Genomic DNA, 25,755 nt, shown 5'->3' on the forward strand with positions numbered 1-25,755 from the left:
ATGGGGGGCGGTGCCAGCCGTGGTTATTTGATGATGGAGGCGACCGGTGATGGGCTTGCATCATTGCGATAGTTCGACAGCCAGGTGAAGAACTCATTGGCGGGCATGGGGCGAGCAATGTGGTACCCCTGAGCCAAGTCGCAACCCATTTCCTTCAATTTCAGCAATGTCGCTTCATCTTCAATGCCTTCTGCGACCACTTCCAGGCTAAGGTTATGGCCCATGGTGAGGGTGGTATGAACAATAACCTGATCGTCGTTGTTCTTTGCCATTTCCATTACAAAGCTGCGGTCGATTTTGATCTCGTTCACCGGTAGTTTCTTCAGATACGACAGTGAAGAGTAACCTGTGCCGAAATCGTCGATGGAGAGCCGTATGCCTGCGGCGCTGAGTTCGCCCAGAACGCGCAGGGCCTCATCGGGGTTGTGCATCACGGCGGTTTCAGTCAGCTCCATGATGACTTTTTCCAATGTGACATCCTGTTCTTTCGCGATCTTGCAGACCTGATCTTTGAAATGGGGATCCTGCAGGTTGCGTGCAGAGATGTTGATGGACAAGTTCAGGTTGTAACCCTGGCTGGAAAGGCTGTGCATGAACTGAAATGCCTTACGGCAGATCCAGTAGGTTAATGGCTGGATAACGCCGGTACGCTCTGCCAGAGGAATGAATTCGTCGGGGGGAATGAACCCGTACTCGGGGTGTATCCAGCGGATCAATACTTCGGCTCCCGAGACCTCCATGGTGTCCAGGCAGATCTGCGGCTGAAAATAGAGCTGCAGCACGTCTTTGTCGATGGCGTTACGCAGCTCACCCAGCAGCGATATGCGGCGCTGGTTGTAGGGGTCGATTTCCTGCGAGTAGACAGCGTATTTCTCATTGATGCCACTGGCTGCTTCCAACGCAATATGGGCGTTGCGCAGTAAGTTCTCACTGCTGCTGCCGTGTTCGGGGTGAAACGCAATACCTGCACTGGCATCGACATCAAGGGTCAGCCCTTGGTATTCAAATGGCTTCTCCATATCTTTCAACAGTTGCAGTACAACCGAATTAATCACATCAGAATCCAGTTCCCGGATCATCAAAGCGAAGCTGACACCCTCCACGCTGGAGATGTAATGAGCCCGTGCGTCGGTATCTTCGATGGGAACGATATTCTCAACGCACTGACCCAGAGCGCTTAGGCGTTCAGTGAGAATATAAAGAATGGCATCGCCATTGGAGTGGCCCAGCGTCTTGTTGAATTCATGGAAATTATTGATGCTCACCAGAACCAGGGTGAACCCCGTCTGCTGCGTTTCCTGCAGCAAACCGTCCAGTGTGCTGCGCAACAGCGTGCGGTTCGGCAGGCCGGTGGTGCGGCTGTGCAGCGCGCGATGCATCAGTCGATCTTCGGCCTCTTTAAGGCGCACTATGGCCTTATGCTGTTCTTGCAGTGCAGAGTATTTGGCTTTGCGTTCGTAATTGATGCGATCAGCCAGCCCCAGTGACAACAGCACCATCTCGGCAGCAGAGCCCGCCAGCACTGCATTGTTGGTAAGCGCATTGGAGGGCAGAACACCCAGCAGTACCAAGGTGTACATCACAGCACCCACGATCAACAGCATCCACGCCAGCAGGAAAAAGCCGGCCGGGCGAGAGCCCTTTATCCAGCAATAGAACATCATCGGCGGAAACACAATGCTAACGATGGATATGTACGCTGAGACCTGAGTGCTGAGGAAATAATCGGTAGTGAGGCGGGCCAGGGCCAATCCGACGCCAAATGCCGCAGCTATGTTGATGCTGGTGGTGATAAAGCGGCCGTAGAGTTCGGTTTTGACGAAATGTTTGGAGAACAACAGCCCACTCACTGTCGCCATGCAGGCAAACACTTGGGTGACGTATTCATTCAGGTTGGGTGAGTCACTCCAGAATAACAGAAACCCGAATCCGGTCAGGGTTTGGAATGTCAGAAAAGAAAACCCGATATAGGCAATGTAATAGAAGTAGGCCCGGTTTCCGACTGCAAAAAACAGAAACAGGTTGTAGGCCATCATGGCGATAAAGATGCCAAAGAAGATGCCGAAGACGTGGTTGTGAATCAGCTCGTTATAAATAAACTGAAGAGGTTTGGATAATTTTAACGGCAACTGTACGTTACCGCCGACACGCATGGTGTTGATGTAAATGTCGTACTCAACGCCCGGCTGCAAATGCAGGGGTTGGGCGAAAAACCGGTGGGGTAACATCCGCGCCATGATTGGGCGGGAGTAGCCGATGCGGTGACTTTCTTGTATTACGCCATCCTCTACCACAAAAATGTCAAAGCGGTGTAATAGTGGAAACGCGGATTCCAGAATCCAGGATTGAGGTGTATTTTGGTCGCTGTCCAATCTTAGGCGGAAGTGAGCCCAGATGGAGCTATCTGTGTGCCCCAGGTTGATTACGTCCTGATCCACTTGCGTAAAAAGCAGGCCTGAATTTGTTGTGATTTCGTTAATGGTGAGCCGATCACTGGAATCTTCAAACAATTCCAAATGCTTTTGATTGAGATCCAGCTCATTTGCCTCGTCGGAAAGCATGACGGTCTGCACGCCATGACTGACACCACTGATGCAGAGCAGGCACAGAGTCAGAATAGCCTTCATCAGGTTATGGCGTTGAATTGCAAACAAATTTCGCATCCGTTGTACAAAGAGTGGAACGTCGGTAATGTGTGTGGGCTGCCTGTCCGGCCGTTTTTTACGGTATTCAGTGTGCTTTAGGAAAGGGCCCAAGTTTCAGTATAGTTCAAACTTGGGCGTTGCTTTGTGGCAGTAACAGGAAGGTGTCTGCGCTGCGTGGCAATGCTCGTCAGCAATCTGGCAGATTGGATAAGGCTATGGTTTTACTGTCAAAAAATCACTCTTACTGCTCGCCAGAATCGAAAACAGTATTCAGTAGGGCCTTGTTGCGTTTGACCGCAGCTTTGTCTTCGGCTGGAGCTTGGGCTGCGGCGGCCAATGCCTTACTGCTTTCATTGAGCATCTTTTCCATCATCTCTTTTTGATCGGGTGGAATCATACCGCTTGCCAGCATGGCCTTCATCTGCTGAAGCTGCTGTTCCACTGCCGCCTGGTTGCCATCCATTTCATTGGCCATGAATGCCACCATGATACGGTCGCCCATGGCCGCCCAGTTGGCTGGATCGGCGTAGCCGTTGCTTTTTAGAATGTTGAGAATGCTCTGATGGTGCTGGGTGGTCTGGGCCTGTTCCAGCATTTGGCTGAATACCTGATTGTATTCCGTTGCGCTGGTGCTGTTTTCAAGTTCGTCTTCGATGTTGGTGCTTTCGGCCCAATTTACCACCGCTTTGTATGCTTTGGTCCATTGCTGTATGTCGGCATCGGTCAGGGTTGCGGCGTTCATCAAGGTGGAGCTGAGGCAGAGCAGAGTGAAAAGCAGTATGCGCATGAGGTGAGTCCTTGCGGGCAGATAATGGCTAGCCGCCATTATCTGCATTGAATTATAAAGGGCAAAGTGAATTCGTCACGAAAATGCTGTGGCTTTGCCGTGTTATAAGCTGGCTTGGGCGGCGGCGCGGATTTTGGCCACCATGGATTTCAGGCCATTGCCACGGGTAGGGCTAAGATGCTGTATAAGCTGGGTTTTGCCGAAGTAATCATCCACGTTAAAATCAATGATTTGCTGTGGGCTGCGGCGGTTGAATGCAGCCATGACCATGGCGGCCAAGCCGCGTACAATGTGGGCGTCACTGTCTACCAGAAAGCAGAGGGTGTTATCGGCGGCATCAAACTTGGAGCTGATCCACACTTGGCTTTGGCAACCGTGAACGAAGTTGGCATCGGTTTTTTCATCTTCAGGCATAGCAGGCAATTTTTTACCCAGATCAATGAGATAGCGATAGCGATCTTCCCAGTCGTCAAAGAATTCCAGGTCTTCCAGAATGTCGTCGCTGGTAATGCTGGTGCCAAAGGGGTTGTCACTCATGCTGCTGCCTTGAAGGTTGGAAAGTTCGGTCGTGTTACTTGTGCAGATTAAAAGATGCCCAGTTCTAACTGCGCTTCCTCCGATATTTTATCGCGGGACCAAGGTGGGTCAAACACGATGTTCACTACCACCTCGTCCACATTGGGGACTTTCTTCAAGCGGTAACGCACGTCATTTGCCAGCACTTGGCCCATACCGCAGGTGGGGGAGGTCAGGGTCATGGTTACGGTAACCACGTCGTGACCGCTGGTGTTCTCACTGATCTCAACGTTGTAAATAAGGCCCAGGTCGACAATGTTGACCGGTATTTCAGGGTCGTAAATGGTACGCAGTGTTTCCCACACGTGTTCAGATACCGGCGCGCCTTCTTCTACCTGACCGAAGTCCAGCTCTTCAACCTCAAGCCCCAGTGCGTCGGCATCGGTACCATCCACTCGGGCCAGATTGCCTCTGAAGCTGATGGTGTAGTTGCCACCGCGGGCTTGGGTGATGGTGACAAACGCATTTTTTGGCAGTGTGATCGGTGTGCCAGAGGGAACGGCTCTTGCCGGGCAATCCCGCATCACTGCAACCATGCGTTGCTCGGCAGCTTGCTGCATCATTATTTGGTCACCGAGAAACTTTCGCCGCAGCCACACTCTGAGGTGGCGTTGGGGTTACGAAACTGCAGAATTGAATTCAGGCCCTGCTTCACGTAATCCAACTCGGTGCCTTGCAATATGGTCAGGCTGTCCTGGGCCAGATACACCGTCAGGTTATCGGCGGCCTGGATGGTAATGTCATCTGTTTGGGGGGCGCTCACCAGTTCCATATCATACATAAAGCCGGAGCAGCCGCTGGGCTTTACCGATATGCGCACTGCGCTTGCACCGTCTTGTTTCGATACTTCAGCTGCCATATGTTTGATGGCCGCCGGTGTCAGTGTGATGGATTGATCGGGAATAAATGTTTGAACGGTCATGATGCTCTCCCTCTATTCCTACAGTAAAAAGGTTTTGGATTTTTCGAGCGCAGTGAAGAAGCGATCCACTTCTTCGAGCGTATTATAAAACGCGAACGAGGCGCGAACCGTACCGGGTATGGCGTACTGATCCATGATGGGCATGGCGCAATGATGGCCCGTGCGTACCGCTACCCCTTGTTGATCCAGCAGTGTGCCCAGGTCGTGGGGGTGGGTGCCTTCCAGCAAAAAGGAAAACACCCCGGCCTTATCAGCGGCGCGGCCGATCAGTTTGATGGTGGGGTCGGCGGCAGCCCGTTCCAGGGTAGCGGTAAGCAGGCTGTGTTCATGATTGGCCAGTTGCTGTCTGTCGAATTGGTTCAGGTACTCAATAGCCGCTGCCAGGCCGATGGCACCAGCGATGTTGGGGGTGCCGGCCTCGAATTTATAGGGCAGGGCATTGAAGGTGGTGCCATCAAAGGACACCTTTTCAATCATTTCACCGCCAGACTGATAGGGCTGCATTTTGTCCAGCAGTTCTGCCTTGCCGTACAGCACGCCTATACCGGTGGGGCCATATACTTTGTGGCCAGAGAACGCGTAAAAATCGCACCCCAATTCTTGTACATCGACGCTCCAATGGGGCGTTGCCTGTGCTCCGTCCAGCAGTACCACCGCGCCCGCGCGGTGGGCTTTTTCGATTACGGTTTTTACCGGGTTGATGGTGCCCAGCGCATTGGAGACGTGAACCAAGGATACAAGTTTGGTGTTGTCAGACAAGAGCGCATCAAAGGCGGCCATTTCCAGTTCAGCATTATCGGTAACGGGAATCACTTTGAGGTTTGCACCGGTTTGCTGTGCAACCAATTGCCAGGGCACGATATTGGAGTGGTGCTCCATGGCTGAAATGATGATGTCGTCGCCGGGCTTTAAGAATGCGCGGCCATAGCTGTGGGCTACCAGGTTGATGCTTTCGGTGGTGCCGCGGGTCCAGATGATTTCGTTGCTGCTGCGAGCATTAATAAAACGTTGGACGCTGTGACGGGCCTCTTCGAACTCCCGTGTAGCTAGATCGCTTAGTGTATGAGCGCCGCGATGCACGTTTGAATTGATGGTGCTGTAGTAGCGGCTCAGCGCGTCAATCACTGCCTGAGGCTTTTGGGTGGTGGCGGCATTATCCAGATACACCAGCGGCTTGCCTTTTACTTCCTGATGCAGGATCGGAAAGTCTGCGCGGATGGCGTCGATATCAAAGCTGCGCATGACGCTTACCCCAGAGTCCATAAGTGGTTGAGTTTGTCCACGTCGTTGAAGAACTCTGACAGGCGTTCCCGTGCCAGATCAACCACTGCTTCGTTGGGGAACTGTTCTACCATCTCGTTCACAAAGCCCAGGCATAGCATGGCCTCTGCTGTGGCGCGGTCAATCCCTCTGGACTGAAAGTAGAATAGGGATTTGTTGTCCAGTTTGCCGATGCTGGCACCATGGGAGCATTTTACGTCGTCAGCGTAAATTTCCAGTTCCGGTTTGGTATCCAGTTCAGCCTGCTTGGATAGCAGCAGATTTTTGTTGTTGAGGTGCGCTTCAGTCTTTTGAGCATGCTTATGAATGTGGATGCGGCCGTTGAAAACAGCCCGGCTGCTATCGGTGATAAAGCCTTTGTATACCGTATCGCTATTGCAGTGTGGAACGGCATGCTCCAGGTTCAGGTGGTTGTCTATGTGTTGCTTGTGTTTGCTGAGGAATACACCGTTCAGGCGGCAATAGGCATTGCTGCCGTTAAAATTCACGTTGATGTCGTTACGCTTCAATTGGCTGCCGAACGCGATGGCGTGTTGCTCATAGTGGCTGCCTGCCGCCAGCTTGATATGCGTACCGTTGATGTGGCTTAGCTGTTCATCTTCCACTTGCAGGCGTAAGTGCGTGAGCCTGGCGTTGGCGTGCAGGCTGATTTCGGTCATGTGGTTGTGGAATACATTGCTGCTGCCCAGGCTGTCGAACTGCTCTACCAGTTCCAGGCTGGAGCCGCTCTCTGCGCAGATCAACAGCCGGGTTTGAGCCAGGCTGTCGGATGGCTCGGTAGTGCTCAAGTAAACCACGTGCACAGTCTGTTGCACTTTGAAATCTTTGGGGGCGTGCAGCAGTACGCCTTCATCGATGCTGCCATAATTGAACGCGGCAAACAGATGTTGCTGGGGCTCGAAGGCGGTGCCCAGCTCGCGATTGATCAGTTCCTTTTGGGCGTCATTGGCGTTGCTGAACAGGGTAACGATGCCTTGGTTCTCTAAATCGCTGTAGCTGGACAGATCCTGATGAAAGTGGCCGTTGATAAACACCAGGCGACTGGAATCAGTGAGTTGGCCAAAGCGCTTTTTTGCGGCGCGCTCGTCCACATTACCGCTTGCCGTTTGCTGGAGATAGTCGTGGTTCAGCAGCGCGGTGAGCGGAGTGTATTTCCATGCTTCGGTTTTGCGGGTAGGGATATCCATGTCCGCAAAGGTGGCCTGTGCTTTGGCAGGCAGGTTCAGCCACTCCAACGATTCGGTTTGCCGGAGACTGGTTTGTGCCTGTTGTTTAAATTCTAGGGGTGTAATCATGACTGCTCGCCGTTATTGAATCCAGCTGTACCCTTTTTCTTCCAGTTCCAGTGCCAGCTCGCGGCCACCTGATTTTACGATTTTTCCGCCTGCCAGCACATGTACATAATCCGGTACGATGTAGTTCAGCAGACGCTGATAGTGCGTCACCACGATAAAACTGCGTGCTTCGTCGCGCAGGGCGTTAACGCCCTCGGCTGCCACTTGCAGGGCATCGATGTCGAGGCCGGAATCGGTTTCATCCAGCAGGCACAGGCTGGGTTCCAGCAGCGCCATTTGCAGAATTTCGTTGCGTTTTTTCTCGCCGCCGGAAAAGCCTTCGTTGACGCCGCGTTTCAAGAACTCCGGTTTCAGGCTCAGCTCCTTGCATTTCTCCCGCGCCATCTTCATGAAGGTGGGGGCATCCAGCTCCGACAGTTCACGGTGTTTGCGCACGGCATCCACTGACGCCTTCAGGAACTGCATGTTGCTGACGCCGGGAATCTCCACCGGGTATTGGAACGCCAGAAAGATGCCTTCACGGGCGCGTTCTTCCGGTTCCAGTTCAAACAAATCGTAGCCTTTGAAGGTGACGCTGCCGCTGATCACCTCGTAATCATCACGCCCTGCCAGTACGTTAGCCAGGGTGCTCTTACCGGAGCCGTTTGGCCCCATGATGGCGTGAACTTCACCAGGATTGATGGTGAGTGAAATGCCGTTAAGAATGGTTTTGCCATCTACAGCTGCCACTAGATCTTTCACTTCTAACATGGGTTTTGTGCTCATTAACCTACAGCCCCTTCTAAACTTACTTCCAACAGCTTGCCTGCTTCAACCGCAAACTCCATTGGTAATTCTTTGAATACTTCTTTGCAGAAGCCGTTCACGATCATGGACACGGCTTTTTCTTCATCAATGCCCCGCTGACGGCATAGGAACAACTGGTCATCACTTACTTTTGAGGTGGTGGCCTCATGCTCCAGGATGGCGTCCGGGTTTTTGTTTTCTATATAAGGGAAGGTATGGGCACCGCTCTTATCCCCAATTAACAGAGAATCACATTGGGTATGGTTACGGGCACCATCGGCGCGAGGTGAAATGCGCACCAGCCCACGATAGGCGTTCTGGCTTCGGCCGGCAGAAATGCCTTTGGAGACAATGGTGCTCTTGGTGTTTTTTCCCAGGTGAATCATTTTGGTGCCGGTGTCCGCCTGCTGGCAACCATTGGTCAGCGCCACAGAGTAGAATTCACCGATGCTGTTATCGCCCCGTAGAATTACGCTGGGGTATTTCCAGGTGATGGCGGAGCCAGTCTCTACCTGGGTCCAGGAAATTTTGGCGTTGGGGCCATCACATACGCCCCGTTTGGTAACAAAGTTGTAGATGCCACCTTTGCCGTTTTCATCGCCGGGGTACCAGTTCTGCACGGTGGAGTATTTGATTTCGGCATCGCCCAAAGCAACCAGTTCCACAACCGCGGCGTGCAATTGGTTTTCATCCCGCATGGGGGCGGTACAGCCTTCCAGATAGGATACATGACTGCCTTCATCCGCTATGATCAGGGTGCGTTCGAATTGCCCCGTGTTCAACTCGTTGATGCGGAAGTAGGTGGATAGCTCCATGGGGCAGCGCGTGTTTTTGGGGATATACACAAAGGAGCCATCACTGAATACGGCTGAATTCAGTGCTGCGTAGAAGTTGTCCTGCTGAGGCACCACGCTGCCCAGATACTTTTTGATCAGCTCTGGATGATCCTGAATCGCCTCTGAAATGGAGCAGAAGATCACGCCTTCTTTGGCCAAATCATCTTTAAAGGTGGTACCGATTGAAACGCTGTCGAAAACCGCATCCACGGCGACACCCGCCAGCTTGGCGCGCTCATGCAGGGGGATGCCCAGTTTCTCGAAGGTTTCGAGAATTTCGGGATCCACTTCATCCAGGCTTTTGGGGCCATCTTTTTTGGATTTTGGCGACGAATAGTAGCTGATGGCATCAAAGTCGATAGGTGGATGATGCAAATGTGCCCACTGTGGCGGGGTCATTTCTTTCCATTTGCGATAGGCTTCCAGCCGCCATTCCAGCATCCACTCCGGCTCGTTTTTCTTGCCGGAAATAATGCGGACGATGTCTTCATTCAGGCCCGGGGGGAGCGTTTCTGATTCAATGTCGGTTATAAAGCCGGCTTGGTATTCACGACGTATTAACGCATCTATTTCGTCGCTCATGGCGTATCTCCGCTTATCGCTTGGGCGTGTCGGGGCGCAGGAGTGCAATCCGCGCTGACAGAGGTGCCGCAGGCCGCTAGGTTGAAACCAGGTCGGGCCGGGCGGGCTGATTAAATATTAGGGCTCTCTACGATAAAGCAGACTAAAATAGTCGGCTTTAAAAATCAATACCAATTTGGTATTCTTTGGCCCTCGGCTTCGCTCAAAGAGGCCATTTCAGGCGCGCATTGTATGTTACGCATCAGCAAAATGACAGATTATGCACTGGTGATTATGCACCGGCTGGCCAAGTCCCCTGCGCAGCAGTTGCGTATGGAAGAGCTGGCGGAGTCCACCCAGCTTGGTTTGCCCACTGTGCGCAAATTGATGCGTCAACTGGTGGGGGCTGGGCTGGTTCGATCCGAGCGGGGGGCCAAAGGCGGCTATCTGCTGGCCCGTTTACCAGAGATGATCAGTATCGCCCAGGTGGTCTCGGCGGTGGAAGGCCCCATGGCCATTACCGAGTGCTGCGAGGATGATGGTGGCTGTGAGCTGTCCGGTGGGTGTGAGGTGGAATACCATATGCCCACGATCAATGAGCTGATTGTGCAGATTTTGAGCACGATATCGCTGACGGATATGGCGGGTCTTGGTGCAGGCGTACATCACAATATTCAGACTATCATTTCTCGTTTGAGCCAGCGCTCAGCGCAGATAGCATCCTAACGTCTTGCATTATCACGCTTTCTTTTTAGACTATCCCCACTTCGCTTAATTGAACCCTGATCATGCTAACGGTCATACCGATCCTGGCAGAACCCATAGAGAGAGGCCCTATGAAACGAATTGTGAGTGCAGCCGCCCTGGCCGCAGCCCTTAACCTGTCCGGCTGTGCCACTGATGGCAGCTTTGATAGCAACAAAGCCATGGCCGTAGGGATGGGCGTGGCTCAGGCAGTGACCCTGGACGAAGACAGCGTAAAACACACTGCCAGTTTGGCGGCTAAAGAGATGGACGGAAAAAACCAGGTGGCGGCAGCCAGTAATCCGTATTCCGTGCGTTTGGCAAAGATCACTGCCAATTTGCAGAATTACCGAGGCATGAATTTTGACTTCAAGGTCTACTTGGCGCCGGAAGTGAACGCATTCGCTATGGCTGATGGCGCGGTGCGGGTCTATTCGGGCCTGCTGGACGCCATGCCGGATGATCAGGTGCTGGCGGTAATTGGTCATGAGATCGGCCACGTCTATCACAAACACAGTTATGAGCAGATGCAGAAACGCCTGCTGACAGACTCGGTGTTTCAAGGCGTGGTTTCTGTGGGGGGCACTATCGGTGAGCTAACGCAGGGGCAGTTGGGGCAGCTGGCCTATGCCACGGTGAACGCTCAGTTCTCCCAGCACGATGAGTTGGAGTCTGACACGTTTGCTGTAAAAATGTTGCACAGCCTCGGCCAGGATCCTTATTCGATGAAGCGTGCAATTCAGACCCTGGAATCCAAGTACGGCTCTGATAGCAGCTTTTTGAGTTCTCATCCCTCCAACAAGAAGCGCGTCGAGCGCATTCAGGGCGCTATCGACAAACTTTGATCGCTGTAGCCATTGCGACACAACCCTCTGAACGGTCTATACTTTTTGTAGATTGTTCGGAGGAGTTGCACAATGTCCACTGCTTATCAAACTGTGTCTCGGGTGGCCAACGAAACCTACGGGCATTCCCGCCGCATCATGCCCAGCCAGCCTTGGTGGGATAATCTGGAAAGCAGTTTTCATAAGTTCCCTGATGATTTTGATCTGGATCTGCCGACACAAGTGCTGGTGGATGGAACGGCGGCGGTGGATTTGGCCGTCAGAACAGCGGTGGCATCGTTAGTATCGGTGCTGGCTTTGCCCTTGTCGGCCAACCCCCGTCGCTTGTTACAGGATATGGAGGATGGGCAACTTTATCGAGAGTTGGCATCCAGCCATCGGGCTGACCGGTTCTTCGCCGCGCCGGATCGTCAGGTGGAAGTGAGGGAGCGCAAGCCTGGTTTTGTGCATTTTCACCCACCGGACGGCCAATGCCGAGAGCTGGTGTTTCAGAGCCCGTTTCAGCCAGTTAACCCCCGTTTGCGCAAGCGCTATCTGAAAAATAAGCACAACATGCAGGCGGTGGCACAGTATTGGACCCATGATACAGGCCCGCGCCCGACCATCTGTGTGGTGCATGGCTTTATGGCCGATCCCTATTGGGTGAACAGCCTGTTTTTAGGGTTACCCTGGTTTTACAGCATGGGTTACGACATTTTGCTGTATACGCTGCCTTTTCATGGGCATCGGCAAGGCCCGTTTTCTCCATTCAGCGGGCATGGTTATTTTGCCAATGGAATATCCCATATCAGTGAGACGGTTGCCCATTCGGTGTACGATTTTCGATTGTTTCTGAACTATCTGGAGCAACGGGGAGTGCCACGTTTCGGAGTTACCGGTATCAGCTTGGGGGGCTACACCAGCGCCTTGTTGGCGGCAGTAGATGAGCGTCTTCAGTTCAGCATTCCCAATGTGCCGGTGGTTTCTCTGTTTGATCTCATGCTGCAATGGTTTCCGGCCAGCGCAATGATCAAGACGGCGCTGCGTTTGAGTGGCGTCAGTATAAAGGATGCGCGCCATATTATGGCGGTGCACTGTCCGTTAACCTACGATCCGGTTATTCCTAAAGACAGGTTGATGATTATTGGTGGGGCGGGCGATCGATTTGCGCCCCCCAAGCATGCCCGTTTGTTATGGGATCATTGGGATAGGCCAGGAATTCACTGGTTCCCCGGCAATCATATTATTCATTTGGATCAGGGTAAGTACTTGAAGGATGTTGCGCAATTTCTTGAGCGTATCGGTTTTGCAGAGTAAAGAGGGCCGCGACACGGCAGCCCTCTCACACTTGTACAGGGGTTTGGCTATATAAAACAGGGGCTTAGATGTAGGATGCCACCAGATGCTTGGCCTTAAACAGTCGATCTGCCACCAGCTTGGGGGTTTTGGCGATCCACTCATCTGATTGAGCGTCCAGCTGATCCCGTAGCTTCTCAATTCGACGCTTCTGAATTTTGGCTTTCAGTTCAAGTCGTGCCATTTCGCCCATCAGTTTCTCTTTTTCGGTCATGGCGATAGCAATAAGGTTGTGGCGATTTACCTGGTCGGTGATGCCGTAACGAGTCAAGTAGTAACCTGCGTTGTCGAGCTGTTTCAATCCAAAATTGGTGATGGAATCAAGAGTCATGGCGGTGCCTCGGACGGTAATGTCAGTGAAAATTTGAGGCTAATGTAGCGGCTGGAATTAGAACTATCCACCTAACTGGTGCGGTGTGGCTGCGCTGCAAGTTTTTCAATAAAAATCAAGGCAGTTCACGATCGGTCACACTATAATGAACTATTATACATATGGATTTGGCATAGGAAGGGCGTTTGAAGGGGATCGCTAGGCCTGACTCAGGCCATAAGATGCTGCGAGCTTTGGTATATACCTTGGGTGTGCTGTTAAGCAGCCTGGGTTATGCAGAAGATGAGGCTCAACTTAAAGCGGCGTTCGTATATAACTTCACCAAGTATGTGACCTGGCCCCTGGCGACAGAGCAGGCCAACGGGCAGCTGCGTGTCTGCGTTTCGGGCAAGGGTGCGTATACGGACGAGTTATCGCAGCTTGCTGGTCGCGAAGTGCGTACATTCCGTATCGAAGTTGTGAATCTTTCCATGGGGGACGCTTTGGACGGCTGCCAGGTCGTCTATGTCACCGGTGAAGACGTCCGTAAGATTCTGCCAAAGACTCAAGATAAAGCCATATTAACCATCAGTGACGATCCGGATTTTGTTGAGAGAGGCGGTATTATTGGTTTAATCACCGAGGGTCGCCGTATTCGCTTTGATATCAACCTGGGGCGTGCCAAGGCATCCCAGCTTCAGATCAGCTCCCGGTTGTTACAGCTGGCTCGGAGGGTCGAATAGAGATGTCGACTCTGATGCGAGCGCTCAGTATTAAGCAAAAGCTCACCATGGTGATGCTGTTAACCATTTTCGCCGGTGTGGTGTTGATTGGTGTGTTTTTTATGGGGTATGAGCGGGTGCAAACCCGCGAGCAGCTGGTGCACGAAATAGCAGTGATCACCAAGGTAGCCTATTCCCAGGTCACGGCAGCACTGCAGTTTGATGATCTTAATACCCTGCAGGAAAGCGCAAACAGTCTGGACTTTGATTACACAATAGACGTGGTGTGTATCTACGATGGCGCGCTTGATCTTAAGGCGCGCTCTTTCCCCGGCTCTGCCAGGGCAGTACCTTGCCCGGATAACCCCCATGCCGATACCACCGGTTTTGTGAATTCGAAGTACCACCATATCGAGGACGTGTTTTCTGAATCGGTGCGTGTTGGCACGATATTCATCGGTGCCAATATGGATTACGTCAACAGTCAGATTCAACGCTATTTTTATATGATGTTGACCGCCTTGGGAATTGTTTCCATTGTCTCGTTACTGGTGGCAATGGTGTTGCAGAAAGCCGTTACCGATCCGATCTCCGAGCTGGCCGTTACCGCCGCCAGCATCGCAACAGAACGTGATTTCAGTCTTCGAGCTAACAAAACCAGTGATGACGAAATTGGTCAGATGGTGGATGCCTTCAATGCCATGCTGGTGGCGATTGAGCAGCGGGATCAGGAGCTGCGCTCCCATAAGGTAGAGTTGGAATCCAAAGTTGAAGAGCGTACGTCGGAACTGAAAGCCGCAAATCAGGAGTTAGAGGCATTCAGTTACTCGGTATCCCATGATTTACGTTCCCCGCTGCGGGCGATTGATGGCTTCAGTCAGGCATTGATGGAAGACTATTCCCAGGATCTGGATGCCACAGCCCTTGGTTATCTGGAGCGCGTTCGCATGGCCAGTCAACGCATGGGGGTGTTGATCGACAGCATGCTGTGGTTGTCCCGCGTAACGCGGCAAGAGATAGTTGCGCGTACAGTTGATTTCACCTTGATGTGCGAGGAGGTGGTTAAGGATGTTCGGGAGCGGGATCCAAGTCGTAATATTAAAGTAAGCGTGCAGCGGGGTATGACCATGCGTTGCGATTCCCGGTTAATGCGTATTGTTATAACCAATCTAGTGGATAATGCTTTTAAATATACCCAAAAGGTAGCGGAGCCGGAGGTTGTTATTGGCTGTAAGGAGGGTGTGTATTATATCCAGGATAACGGCGCAGGCTTCGATATGAGATACGTCGATAAGCTGTTTGGGGCATTTCAGCGACTTCACAGTAAGGATGAGTTCGAAGGTACCGGGGTAGGCTTGGCGACGGTTGCCAGAGTGGTTCATCGTCATGGTGGTGATATTTGGGCCGAGAGTGTTGTTGATCGGGGCACCACTTTCTATTTTACCGTTGCAGGCTGAATATTTTGATTGTAGCGGGCTTTCTCAAATCCACAGTCTATGGATTGACTTAGCAATCATCAGGTTATAAGGTCGATATCATGTTTCTTTAGTTCTGATATACGCTATCGGAATCATACTGTATGAATGATATGACTATTTTATTAGTAGAAGATAACGCTGACGACGAGCTTCTCGCCTTGCGTGCGTTGAGAAAAACAGATGTACCCAATAGTGTAGTTGTTGCCAGAGACGGGGAAGAGGCGCTGGATTATATATTTGCCCGAGGTAAATATAAGGGGCGTGATGTGCGTGCTTTGCCAAAGGTGGTGTTTCTGGATCTGCAGTTGCCAAAACTGAATGGTTTGGAAGTGTTGCGGCATATCCGACAGGATGATCGCACGCGGCGCTTGCCCGTGGTGTTGCTGACCTCTTCGGATGAAACTCAGGACATGAAAGCGGGTTATGATATCGGTGTAAACAGTTACATCAATAAACCCGTGGACTTCGATGAATTCGTCTCCCAGGTAAAATTGCTGGGTCAATATTGGCTAGGTGTTAATCGCGTTCCCGCACTATACTGAAATAATAAAAATTCAATAGGTAACGTAATTGGAACGCATGTTAAATGTCTTGATCGCTGATGATTCGGAAGACGATGCGCTCTTGCTAATTCGGGAGCTGCGCAAGGGTGGATTGCGGTGTGAATTTGACCGGGTGGAAAGTGCCGAGGGTTTAAAAGCTGCTCTCAACCGCCAGACCTGGGATCTGGTAGTTACCGATCACAATATGCCGTCTTTCAGTTCTTCAGATGCATTGCGCATCGTTAAGGCTATGCAGCCAGAAGCCCCAGTCATTGTCGTTTCTGGTGCTATCAGTGACGATGTTGCCGTCAATTCCATGAAGTCTGGCGCACAAGACTACATCATGAAAGAAAACCTGGCTCGACTGGTGCCAGTGGTTGAGCGCGAACTGCGGGAAGCAGCACAACGTTCGGCGCACAAAGCTGCTGAAATGAAAGTAGCGTATCTGGCCAATCACGATACCCTCACCGACCTTATTAATCGCGACCAATTCAAAGTGCATCTGGAGCAGGCGTTGCAGTCGGCATTGCGTGAAGATGCACAGCATGCGCTGGTGTATGTGGATCTGGATCAGTTCAAAATTATAAACGATACCTGTGGCCATCTGGCTGGTGATGAGCTGCTGAAGCAGATTGGCTGCGTGATAAAAGCGGTTTTGGGCGATTCTGATTATATCTCCCGCATGGGGGGGGATGAATTTGGTGTGCTCCTGCCTGATTGCTCGCTAAAGGAAGCCAGCGCTATGGCCGGGAAGATACATGAGGCGATTAAGCAACATCGGTTTTTATGGAATGAGCAACCATTCACCGTCTCCTCGTGCATTGGTGTGGTTCAGATCCATGGTTCCAGCACCACAGTAGAGGAGTTGCTGGCCAGCGCAGATATGGCGTGTTATGCGGCCAAGGATAAAGGGCGAAGCTACATCCAAGTATACGATCTGAATGACGAGGACTTAACCCATCGTCGCGATCAAATGCATTGGGCTTCCCGTATTCGAAGGGCGCTGGATAGAGATGATTTCGTTCTGTTTAGGCAGGCAATTGTCGGGCTGGTTGAGGACGTTACCCATTATGAATTCCTGGTGAGAATGAAAGATGGGGACAATATTGTGCCCCCTGGATTGTTCATTCCGGCAGCGGAGCGCTTCAATTTGATGACGCTGATTGATCGCTGGGTGATTAATCATGCTTTCTCTTACGTCAGAGACAGGTTGAATCAGGTTGGTGATCAGAAAGGCCTGTTCTTCATCAATTTGTCGGGTTCGTCGTTGAATGACGAAATGTTTTTTGATTACGTGAAACAATGCAAAGCTCAATATGATATTCCCGCCAACAGTATCTGCTTTGAAATCACCGAAACAACGGCTATTTCCAATATTGAGTCTGCATCGGTTTTTATCGCCGAGATTCGCGATCTGGGGTTTTTGTTCGCGCTGGATGATTTTGGTGTGGGCATGAGTTCTTTTGCCTATCTTAAAGCGATTCCGGTGGATGTATTGAAGATCGACGGCGGTTTTGTGCGCAACATGCTGAATGATCCGATGGATCTGGCCATTGTTAATGCCTGCAACACCATCGCCCATTCCGCCGGCCTGAAAACGGTGGCAGAATTTGTGGAGAATAAGGCAATTGAAGACCGTTTACGTGAGCTGGGTGTGGATTTTGCCCAAGGATACGGAATTGAAAAACCCAAACCTCTTGAAGAGTAGGTATACCTTCACCAGTAATGGCGGTACCACCATTACTGTGTGGTGCCAATGAATCTGTGCGCTTTCTACCCGCTATGGAATTTCGACAACTGGCTTGGATGTGTTTGCTGTGTTGTCTTACGTGCTATGGTCAGGATGATCTAGGTACTTCGAATTGGTTAGCCCTGTCTGGAAACCAGCTGCGCTATTATAACCAGCCTGCGCCAGAGCCTGAGTTTGCTGCTCCGGCTTTAGATGATGCCGATATATCCGCCGACCCTTTCCACGACTACCCCTCCCTGAAGGATTATTATGTGCCTCGCCTGCGTCCGGGTTATCTGGATCAGGGTGTGCAGTATTTGCTGGATTCCAGAGAGTCGGTTTCTTCGGCGGTGTCTGTTATGGGTGAAAGGATGGACGCCTATTTTGCTGGCGAAAATTACCAGATGAATGAAAACGACACTTATCTCAGAGTGCGGGTGGCTGAGAAGTGGATAGAGACAGGGCGATTTGAGCCTGAACTGGACTATAAGTTTCGTTTGGATTTGCCGGGCACGAAAAAGCGCTATCGCCTGGTGCTGTTGTATACCGAAGATAATGAGCAGGGTTTGGAGGAGCGCAATCGCCCCAGTGAAACCGCAGTGCCTTCTAATGATCAATCTCTGTTTGCTGGTCTGCTACGAACCCTTTCTGACGAAAGCGGCCAATGGGAAACCAAGCTCAGTGGTGGTATCAAGGTGAAACTGCCGCCAGATCCGTTTCTGAGGGCCTCAGGAAAACGCTTGGTGCCCATTGGCAAGGAGTGGGAGTTGGTATTGCACAGCACTGCCGAGTGGTTTAATTCCAGTGGCTTTCACGCGGATGCCGATGTGGTGTTGGAACGATTGCTGACTCAGAATTACCTGTTTCGAATGACAACTCTTGTTGACTGGCGGGATGAGAACGACACCCTTGAGTTTGGTCAAACCTTTAAGATATTCAATGATTTAAGCGAACGCGATGCGATTGTTTATCAGCTTGGAGTTTTCGGCACCAGTTTTAGTCACCCCAGTATCGATACCTATTATATCAGCGCAGACTATCGTAGGCGTTTATATAAGGATTGGTTATATATGAATGTTATTCCCGAATTGGCCTTTCCCCGTGAAGAGTCGTTCTCTGGTGTCGCTTCCATCACTTTGTCGTTTGAAGTTTATTTCCGCTAAGACAGCCTTCCGTGCCCCTCTGTTAGAACAGTGCTTTTGTCGAAGAATTACCCAAGTTTTCAGCAGGTAAAGGGCTTCATTGCTATAGTGAAAGGAAGTGAAACGGTGCTCGGGATTGTTGCTGGATCAATGAAATTCTTTCGAACGTTAGGTTATTTGTGGCTTGGCCTGGTGCTGATGGGGTGTGCGTTCGAGCACAGCCGTCCTCTGAAGGTTGCCACCAACCTCTGGCCAGGGTACGAGCCATTGTATTTGGCGCAGTATTTAGGTACCTACGGTAAGAGTGTGGGCATCATTCAGCTTGCTTCTGCCACGGAAGTGATGCGGGCCATGGCCCATGGTAACGTTGATGCTGCTGCGATTTCGCTGGATGAGGCCATTTTGCTGATGGCCAAAGGAATGGATCTGGTGGTGCTGATGGCGCTGGATCATTCCCGCGGCGGGCATGCCGTCGTTGCTTCTGCAGGTACCAAGGGGGGCTTGGAAGGGCTGAGAATCGGCGTTGAGAATACTGCTCAGGGAGCAGTTGTGTTGTCCGAAGCCCTTAGTCAGGCTGGGTTGCAGTTCAGTGATATTAACATGGTTAGCCTTAGCCCTGATGAGCATGAAGATGCATTTCTGCAGGGGCAGGTTGATGCGGTAGTCACCACAGAACCGGTTAAGACCCGCTTGTTGTCCAAGGGTGGCAGGGTATTGTTTGATACCTCTCAGGCGCCTGAGCTGGTGGTTAATGTGCTGGTTGCCAGACAAGCGTCACTGCGGGCTTACCCAAAACAATATGAAACGTTGATAGCTGGGTATCGTGAGGCCAGGGCTTTTATGCTGAGCCACAGGAGTGAGGCTGAGGTGTTTTTTTGTAAGCGCCTGCAGCTGGATGAGGAGCAGTTGCGACGGGCTTTCTCCGGTATTTACCTACCCTCGGAGCAGGATAATCTTAACTGGCTCTCGGGGAACCCCAGTCCATATACGAAATCGTTTCATCGGGTTTTGGATGTCATGAAGGCGCGAAATCTGGTTCAGGGGAGCCCGGTACCAAAACCACCGCCGGATTGGGTGCTGGAGGTCTCTTCTTGATATTGTTCAAGCGGTCGCTGGCGTGGGTGGTGGTAGCGGTCATATCCATCAGTTTTGCTATTCTGTCGGCGGTGTTTTCCTACAATCAGTACGTGGCGTTGAAGGCGCATGCTTTCGACGAGGCCAAGTTGAATCTAAAAACCATCTTGATGGTGGCACAGGCCCGTTTCGATAAAGAATTTCGTCATGATGACCTGAGAAGTGTAGAGCGCGAGGTTATGGCCCTGAATCTGCTGGATGATGTCGGGCTTTCGGCTGTGGTGGATCATCAGGGTGTGGTGCAGTTCTCTTCCAGTTTTGTGATGTTAGGGCAGCCAGCACGGGGACAGCTGCCCCAGTTCAATGACAGTTTGTTTCGCCGCGTGAAAGAATCACGTAACCCGGTGATCATTACCAATCAAAACAATGACGTGCTTTATGCCTATTATCCGCTGTTGATGAACACCCCTGAAACGGGCTTACGGCCTGATGAAATCGGGGTGTTGTATGTGGAGTGGAGCTTATATCGGCCCTACGAAAATATACGTAATTCTGTTTGGCAGAATCTGGTGTTTCTGTGGCTATTGATGGCTATGGTGTTAGCTACATTGCTGTATGTTTTGCAGAGAATAGTGCTTACGCCGCTGAAATACCTTACCCAAAAAGCCGATCGTGTTGCATCAGGTCAGGAAATTGAAATCTTCAAAGATAAAGGTATTGCTGAGCTGGGTGCTTTGTCTTCGGCGCTGAATAGAATGAATAGGAATCTGCACAAAAGCCTGAGCGATGTGCGAATCAGCGAGGAGCGCTGGGTTTTTGCATTGGAGGGAGCCGGGGATGGTGTGCAGGATTGGGATTTGCGCACAGGTAAGAGTTTTTTCTCGCCTCAGTTTAAGAAAATGATGGGCATTAGCGCCAGCAAGGATCTTGCATGGGATCAGTGGAAAACATTGGTTGATGCAGAAGACTGGCCCTATCTGGAGCGTAAGGTGCAGCGCCATGTGCAAGGGCTATCGGATGTGTGCCGAGTGGAATACTGTTTGCGTAAAGCAGATGGAGAGCCTCGCTTTGTGTTGATGCGGGGGAAAGTGGTGGAGCGCGATGCCAATGGCACAGCATTGCGGTTTATCGCTATACATACCGATATTACTTTGCAACGACGCACGGAAGACGCATTGCGTGGTAGCGAAGAGAAGTATCGAATGTTATTTGATATGGCTCAGGAAGGTATCTGGGTGCTGGACGACGAAGGCTTTACAACGCTGGTTAATGATTCTATGGCATCCATGCTGGGTTATGCCAAAGGGGATTTAATCGGTCATTCCATGCTGGAATTTATGGAGCCGACCAGTCGCGCCCTTTTACAGGAAAAACTGATCAGAAAAGGGCGTGGCCCGGACGCCCATCAAGATTTTGAGTTGGTGTCCCGTACCGGGCGTCGAGTTCACGTCACCCTGAAGTCGGCCGCTATGCATGATAGCTACGGCCATTATACTGGTTTGATTGCAGGGATCATGGACATCACCGAGCGCAAGCGGGCCGAGGAACGCATTCGTCAGCAGGTGTTGTATGACGAGCTTACACGGCTGCCGAACCGGCGTATGTTGAATGATAAGCTTAGCCAGGAGCAGGCCCGTTCAATTCGACATGGTCACAGTGGAGCGTTGTTGTTCATCGATCTGGATCACTTTAAGAATGTGAATGATTCCCTGGGGCATCCTATTGGGGATGGTCTGCTGGTTGCCATCGCAGAACGTCTGCGACACGTTATACGGGAAGAGGATACGCTGGCCCGCTTGGGTGGTGATGAGTTTGTAGTATTGTTGCCAGAGTTGAGTGCTGATCCAACCGTAGCAGCGTCTTTGGCGCGCAATGTGGCCTTGAAAGTGCAGTCTGCGCTAGCGGAAACCTTTGATGTCTCTGGGCACAAGTTGAATATTGGTTGCAGTATAGGAATAGCGCTGTATCCGTTGGATCAGGAGACGATTCACGACATCATGAAGCAGGCAGATGCCGCCATGTACCGTGCCAAAGAGGAAGGTCGCAGCACTGTGTGTTTGTTCAGTAAGGAAATGCACGAGGAAATCGAGCAGAACCTTAAGCTGCAGATGTTGCTGCCCGGTGCGATGGAGGAAGAGCAGTTTGTGCTTTATTTTCAGCCTCAGTTTAATGATCTTGAGGAGCTGATTGGCGCAGAGGTTCTGTTGCGTTGGGAGGAGCCGACGCTGGGTTTTATTCGCCCTGACTTGTTTATTCGTGCCGCCGAGGAATCGGGGCTGATTATTCCGTTGGGGGACTGGGTTTTACGCAAGGCCTGTCAGCAAATGCAGGAGTGGATGGTTAAAGGTTTGCCGGCGAGCTTTGATCGCCTGGCGATAAATATCAGTGCGCGTCAGTTCTCGCAGGATGATTTTGCTCTTAAAGTGGATGCTTTTACGAAAGAGGCAAATATCAGCCCCAGCAAGATTGAACTGGAAATCACCGAGAGTATGTTGCTGCATCACCTAGATCAGGTGGTGGAGAAGATGAAGCTGCTGCATGGGATGGGCTTTTACATAGCATTGGATGATTTTGGTACTGGGTATTCGTCGCTATCTTACCTGCGTGAACTGCCGTTGCATAAGTTGAAAATTGATCAGGCGTTTGTGCGGGATATTAGCAGTGATAACAACGACAGGGTCATCGTGGAAACCATTATTGCCATGGCCAGGTTGATGGAGTTGGATGTTATTGCAGAAGGGGTTGAGGAAGAATACCAACTCAATTTCCTTAAGGAAAAGGGTTGTTATCAATATCAAGGCTACTATTTTGACCGGCCGGTGCCCGCCGACGTGTTTTACGAGCGCTGGGTGGAGAACCCTAAGCCACCCAGCGCGCAATAAAGTGCCTGATCAGGTACTGGCTTTATTTCTTTGGGTTAGCAGCAATGCTTTCTCGGCTTCGAATTCTTCCTGGGTCAGCGCCCCTTGGTCCAGCAGTTGCTTTAGCTGTTGCAGCCGGTCCAGATAGTGCTGTTGTAACTTGTTGTCAGCCCCGCCTTGGTCTTTTTCCACCAGCCCTAACCATTGCCCGATTTTGCGTACCATTAATTTGATGGCGCGGAATATTTTCGGCAGCAGCCATATTACCAGTACGATAAATACCAACAGGAATACAAGAAACAGGATCGGATGATTCAGGGCAGCCCATAGGCCGCCGAATACCAGCAAGTCTTCACTGAATGATGCAATCCAGTTGGTGACAGGCTCAGGTGAGGTATTAATCAGCAGACGCGTACCTGCTTTGGTGGCGTGGGATGTGGCAGCCATACCGCCACCGAGAATACCGGCAGCAATTTCCAGTGAGGGGGTGACGTCTCCGACCGCCCCTGCTGCCAGCATGGCTCCGGCGGGAATGCGTACAAAGGTGTGCAGGGTGTCCCAGCCGGAGTCGACACCGGGTGTTTTATCCGCAAAGAACTCGACCGCGTACATGGCCCCGGCGGCCATGATGACCAGAGGATCTTGCAATGACTGCAGGTCGGGGGGCAGATCAATATTACCGGTTGAGCCGCCAATGCCCAGTACCAGTAAGGCTGCATAAAGGTTGATGCCACTGGCCCAGGATATTCCCATAGTGAGGGCAATGGTGCTGATGAGTGCTTGATATTCTTCCAAGAACGCCTCTTTTATGCTGTGTGTTCTTTTGTACGCCAAGGTGGATTGGCTTCCCATAACAAGGGTGCCAAGGTTAACCTTAACGTTGCCTGAACAGGATAACTATCTGAATTATGTCGCTATCTTTAAGTATTGTAATGTTTCTTGCGGGACTGGGCCTGTTTCTGTTTGGCATGAGCCAGTTGGAGGAGGCCCTCAAAGTGCTGAGCAGCACTTCATTTCGCCGCTTTCTGCGTCGCACGACCAGCAACCCTGTCAGTTCGATGCTGGGCGGAACTCTAACCACTATGCTGGTGCAGAGCAGTTCGATGGTCGGGCTGATGATGATGGCGTTGGTGGGGGCGGGTGTGATTCCGCTCTACAATGCCGTTGGTGTGGTGCTGGGAGCGAATTTGGGCACTACCTTCACCGGCTGGATTGTGGCGACGCTGGGGTTCAAGCTGGATCTGGCGACGCTGGCGGTGCCTTTGATGGGGGCGGGTGCGCTTTGGAGTGTGTTGCTTGCCCGTCGCGAATATTGGCTGGCCTGGGGGAGATTGGTGTTGGGGCTGGGGTTGTTGTTGTTTGGCCTGGATGCCATGAAAGGCAGTATGGAGGCCGTGTCAGCCCTGTTTGATGTGTCCGTATTGCAAGGTTATCCGGCCATTCTCTATTTGCTGGTTGGGGTGTTGTTTGCTGCCCTGATTCAATCCAGTTCGGCCGCCATGATGATCACTTTAAGCGCGCTCAATGCCGGTATTGTGGATTTGCCATCTGCGGCCGCTTTGGTGATTGGGGCCGATCTGGGCACTACCAGTACCCTTATGTTGGGGGGTATGACCGGCAGCGCCATTAAGAAGCAGTTGGCGCTTGCTCATGTGCTGATCAATGTGGTCACTGCGGTGTTGGCGTTCAGTTTGTTGCCGTTATTGCTGCCGCTGATTCAATCTTCCGGCTTGTCTGATCCTCTGTATCACCTGGTAGCGTTCCACAGTGGTTTCAATCTGATTGGGATTCTTTTAATGCTGCCGTTTATCAAGCCATTCTCGCATTTTCTGGAGCGGCGTTTTCTGGAAAGCGAAGAGGATGTGCGCACCTATATTCAGAACGTGCCTGTTACCGTAGTGAGTGAAGCGGTGGATGCAGTGCGTAAGGAGGTGGAATGTTTGTTGGTGAGAGTGGTGGCGCTGGCGCTGCAGAATATGAAGCTGGATGGGAGCAGTCTGGAGCTTGAGGACGAGTTGCAACAGCGACTGGATAAGGCGCTGATCGATGCGGGATCTTTTGAGTCGCGCTATGACGATATCAAAACGCTGGAAGGCGAAATTCTTGAATTTTGCGGCGCTGTTCAGGCCGGTACGGTGACACCGGAGCAGGTAAAGTGCTTGCACCGTTATCTCAATAGTGCTCGTCATGGTGTGTATGCGGCCAAGTCGCAGAAAGATATTCGTACAAACCTGGTGGAGCTGCGGCGTTCCGAAAGGCCAACACTGGTGCAGTTCTATCAGGATCAAATGGCACAGCAGGCGCTGCAGTTGAGTGCATTGCTGACGTTGTTAACCACCGAGCACAAGCCTGGCCACTTGCGTGAGGCGTTGGATGGTTTGAGGGAGCGCAATCGAGCTGCTCATTATGCGACACAGCAAGCTCTGTTTGTGAGAGGCTTGCATGAGGGGGCCGATGAGCGGGAGACTTCGACTTTGTTGAACGTGAATCGCGAGTTTCGTGCTTCTATCCATAACTTTTCTAAGGCTATTGGGTTTCTGCGGTTGCAAGATGAAGCGCTGGTTGATTAATGTGCGACTGGATACAGTGCTTGCGGTCTGTGTATATTGATGCCATCGATGAACTGTGTGCCGGTTCCCGTTTTGATGAGGGCGTTTTTTTTTCTTATAAAATTTGGATGCAGTCCACAGATTCCGAACACAATAGTTTCTAGGATCGCAGCCTTCGGACCATTAAGAGTTTCGGGGGTTTCCGCCGTGGTGTCTGCACCTAAATTCAAGCTCTCGGTATTGGGTGTGTTGAAAGGATTCGACTCAGCCAAAGTTCGTTTGCAGTTATCCAGACAATTGAACATGAATGATCAGCAAGTTGAATCGTTGTTGCAGAATAGCGCGCCGGTTTTGCAAAAGCTGATGGCACATGAAGATGCCTTCAAGCTGAAGGCCGCCTTACGTGAGGTTGGGGTTGATTGCATGATCAAGCCGGTACCGCTGACAGGCCTGGCAGAACGAGCTGGCAGTTTGAGCCTGTATAGCGGTGCTGAGCCGAAACCGGCCAGCCGTGCCCCGGTGGCGCGATCGAGTCGCCCTTCGCCGGTGCGCACCGGCAGAGCCTATGGGCGGCCTACGGCTTCCACTAAAGGCAGTGTCAGTATGTGGTCGGTCGTGGCGATGGCTGCTTTGGTGGTGCTGGCCAGTTGGTTGTTCAAGCAGCCTTCTTCCAGGTTGGATGGCGCGCGCAGCAATCAGGTTGCGTCGATGCTGGATTCTCGCTCTATTGATTGA

General features: G+C 51.6%; 23 protein-coding genes. 12 read left to right on the top strand and 11 right to left on the bottom strand.

Features of this window, described 5'->3' with window-relative positions; translation table 11 throughout:
• Positions 1 to 23: 23 nt before the first annotated feature.
• The 9 genes from Kalk_RS14470 to sufB all read right to left on the bottom strand — a co-directional run bounded on the left by Kalk_RS14470 (position 24) and on the right by sufB (position 9,710).
• Positions 24 to 2,654 carry an EAL domain-containing protein gene (locus Kalk_RS14470; RefSeq protein ID WP_158643506.1) on the bottom strand — a complete coding sequence of 877 codons (2,631 nt, stop codon included), beginning with the start codon at positions 2,652 to 2,654 and terminating at the stop codon, positions 24 to 26.
• Positions 2,655 to 2,886: 232 nt separating this feature from the next.
• On the bottom strand, positions 2,887 to 3,432 hold the full coding sequence (locus tag Kalk_RS14475) for a hypothetical protein (protein ID WP_101894925.1): 546 nt from the start codon (positions 3,430 to 3,432) through the stop codon (positions 2,887 to 2,889).
• A 102-nt stretch (positions 3,433 to 3,534) separates the two neighbouring features.
• Positions 3,535 to 3,969, bottom strand: coding sequence for a SufE family protein (locus Kalk_RS14480; RefSeq protein WP_101894926.1), 435 nt, complete (start codon positions 3,967 to 3,969; stop codon positions 3,535 to 3,537).
• 47 nt (positions 3,970 to 4,016) lie between these two features.
• Positions 4,017 to 4,571, bottom strand: a complete 555-nt coding sequence (sufT, locus tag Kalk_RS14485; RefSeq protein ID WP_233716655.1) for a putative Fe-S cluster assembly protein SufT — start codon at positions 4,569 to 4,571, stop codon at positions 4,017 to 4,019.
• Positions 4,571 to 4,930 (bottom strand): HesB/IscA family protein, encoded by a 360-nt coding sequence (locus Kalk_RS14490; RefSeq protein ID WP_101894927.1) that lies wholly within the window; start codon positions 4,928 to 4,930, stop codon positions 4,571 to 4,573. The genes sufT and Kalk_RS14490 overlap by 1 nt, the downstream gene beginning before the upstream one ends.
• Before the next feature lie 18 nt (positions 4,931 to 4,948).
• On the bottom strand, positions 4,949 to 6,172 hold the full coding sequence (locus tag Kalk_RS14495; protein WP_101894928.1) for an aminotransferase class V-fold PLP-dependent enzyme: 1,224 nt from the start codon (positions 6,170 to 6,172) through the stop codon (positions 4,949 to 4,951).
• Positions 6,173 to 6,177: 5 nt separating this feature from the next.
• The gene (gene sufD, locus Kalk_RS14500) at positions 6,178 to 7,506 is read right to left on the bottom strand and encodes a Fe-S cluster assembly protein SufD (RefSeq protein ID WP_101894929.1); all 1,329 of its coding nucleotides are present in this window, start codon (positions 7,504 to 7,506) and stop codon (positions 6,178 to 6,180) included.
• 12 nt (positions 7,507 to 7,518) lie between these two features.
• Positions 7,519 to 8,256 carry a Fe-S cluster assembly ATPase SufC gene (gene sufC, locus Kalk_RS14505; protein WP_101896338.1) on the bottom strand — a complete coding sequence of 246 codons (738 nt, stop codon included), beginning with the start codon at positions 8,254 to 8,256 and terminating at the stop codon, positions 7,519 to 7,521.
• Between the two features lie 14 nt (positions 8,257 to 8,270).
• Positions 8,271 to 9,710 (bottom strand): Fe-S cluster assembly protein SufB, encoded by a 1,440-nt coding sequence (gene sufB / locus Kalk_RS14510; RefSeq protein ID WP_101894930.1) that lies wholly within the window; start codon positions 9,708 to 9,710, stop codon positions 8,271 to 8,273.
• 231 nt (positions 9,711 to 9,941) lie between these two features.
• Between sufB and Kalk_RS14515 the strand changes: the two genes are divergently transcribed.
• The 3 genes from Kalk_RS14515 (at position 9,942) to Kalk_RS14525 (ending at position 12,574) form a co-directional block, all read left to right on the top strand.
• Positions 9,942 to 10,415, top strand: coding sequence for an SUF system Fe-S cluster assembly regulator (locus tag Kalk_RS14515; RefSeq protein ID WP_101894931.1), 474 nt, complete (start codon positions 9,942 to 9,944; stop codon positions 10,413 to 10,415).
• A 110-nt stretch (positions 10,416 to 10,525) separates the two neighbouring features.
• Positions 10,526 to 11,278, top strand: a complete 753-nt coding sequence (locus Kalk_RS14520; RefSeq protein WP_101894932.1) for a M48 family metallopeptidase — start codon at positions 10,526 to 10,528, stop codon at positions 11,276 to 11,278.
• A 72-nt stretch (positions 11,279 to 11,350) separates the two neighbouring features.
• A complete protein-coding gene (locus Kalk_RS14525) occupies positions 11,351 to 12,574 on the top strand; it encodes an alpha/beta hydrolase family protein (protein ID WP_199767924.1) in 1,224 nt (407 codons plus the stop codon).
• Between the two features lie 64 nt (positions 12,575 to 12,638).
• Here the strand turns inward: Kalk_RS14525 and Kalk_RS14530 are convergent, their stop codons facing one another.
• The gene (locus Kalk_RS14530) at positions 12,639 to 12,944 is read right to left on the bottom strand and encodes a hypothetical protein (RefSeq protein WP_101894933.1); all 306 of its coding nucleotides are present in this window, start codon (positions 12,942 to 12,944) and stop codon (positions 12,639 to 12,641) included.
• 221 nt (positions 12,945 to 13,165) lie between these two features.
• Here Kalk_RS14530 and Kalk_RS14535 point away from each other — a divergent pair, with 221 nt between their 5' ends.
• The 7 genes from Kalk_RS14535 to Kalk_RS14565 all read left to right on the top strand — a co-directional run bounded on the left by Kalk_RS14535 (position 13,166) and on the right by Kalk_RS14565 (position 22,492).
• Positions 13,166 to 13,666, top strand: a complete 501-nt coding sequence (locus tag Kalk_RS14535; protein ID WP_101894934.1) for a YfiR family protein — start codon at positions 13,166 to 13,168, stop codon at positions 13,664 to 13,666.
• 2 nt (positions 13,667 to 13,668) lie between these two features.
• Positions 13,669 to 15,102, top strand: a complete 1,434-nt coding sequence (locus Kalk_RS14540) for an ATP-binding protein (RefSeq protein ID WP_101894935.1) — start codon at positions 13,669 to 13,671, stop codon at positions 15,100 to 15,102.
• A 122-nt stretch (positions 15,103 to 15,224) separates the two neighbouring features.
• On the top strand, positions 15,225 to 15,665 hold the full coding sequence (locus tag Kalk_RS14545) for a response regulator (protein WP_101894936.1): 441 nt from the start codon (positions 15,225 to 15,227) through the stop codon (positions 15,663 to 15,665).
• 37 nt (positions 15,666 to 15,702) lie between these two features.
• Complete coding sequence (locus Kalk_RS14550; protein ID WP_101894937.1) at positions 15,703 to 17,373, top strand: GGDEF domain-containing response regulator; 1,671 nt, start codon at positions 15,703 to 15,705, stop codon at positions 17,371 to 17,373.
• 17 nt (positions 17,374 to 17,390) lie between these two features.
• Positions 17,391 to 18,557, top strand: coding sequence for a hypothetical protein (locus Kalk_RS14555; RefSeq protein WP_101894938.1), 1,167 nt, complete (start codon positions 17,391 to 17,393; stop codon positions 18,555 to 18,557).
• Positions 18,558 to 18,686: 129 nt separating this feature from the next.
• Positions 18,687 to 19,631 (top strand): ABC transporter substrate-binding protein, encoded by a 945-nt coding sequence (locus tag Kalk_RS14560; RefSeq protein ID WP_101894939.1) that lies wholly within the window; start codon positions 18,687 to 18,689, stop codon positions 19,629 to 19,631.
• Positions 19,628 to 22,492: an EAL domain-containing protein gene (locus Kalk_RS14565; protein WP_101894940.1), complete on the top strand. Its 2,865-nt coding sequence runs from the start codon at positions 19,628 to 19,630 to the stop codon at positions 22,490 to 22,492. The genes Kalk_RS14560 and Kalk_RS14565 overlap by 4 nt, the downstream gene beginning before the upstream one ends.
• A 9-nt stretch (positions 22,493 to 22,501) precedes the next feature.
• On the opposite strand, the gene Kalk_RS14570 is transcribed toward Kalk_RS14565, so the two are convergent.
• Positions 22,502 to 23,266, bottom strand: coding sequence for a DUF4126 domain-containing protein (locus Kalk_RS14570; RefSeq protein ID WP_101896340.1), 765 nt, complete (start codon positions 23,264 to 23,266; stop codon positions 22,502 to 22,504).
• Positions 23,267 to 23,379: 113 nt separating this feature from the next.
• On the opposite strand from Kalk_RS14570, the gene Kalk_RS14575 reads away from it, so the two are divergent.
• Together Kalk_RS14575 and Kalk_RS14580 are read left to right on the top strand one after the other, a co-directional pair.
• Positions 23,380 to 25,041, top strand: a complete 1,662-nt coding sequence (locus Kalk_RS14575) for a Na/Pi cotransporter family protein (RefSeq protein ID WP_101894941.1) — start codon at positions 23,380 to 23,382, stop codon at positions 25,039 to 25,041.
• Positions 25,042 to 25,230: 189 nt separating this feature from the next.
• Complete coding sequence (locus tag Kalk_RS14580; protein WP_158643507.1) at positions 25,231 to 25,755, top strand: hypothetical protein; 525 nt, start codon at positions 25,231 to 25,233, stop codon at positions 25,753 to 25,755.

It is taken from the genome of Ketobacter alkanivorans (genome assembly GCF_002863865.1).
Classification (GTDB): domain Bacteria; phylum Pseudomonadota; class Gammaproteobacteria; order Pseudomonadales; family Ketobacteraceae; genus Ketobacter; species Ketobacter alkanivorans.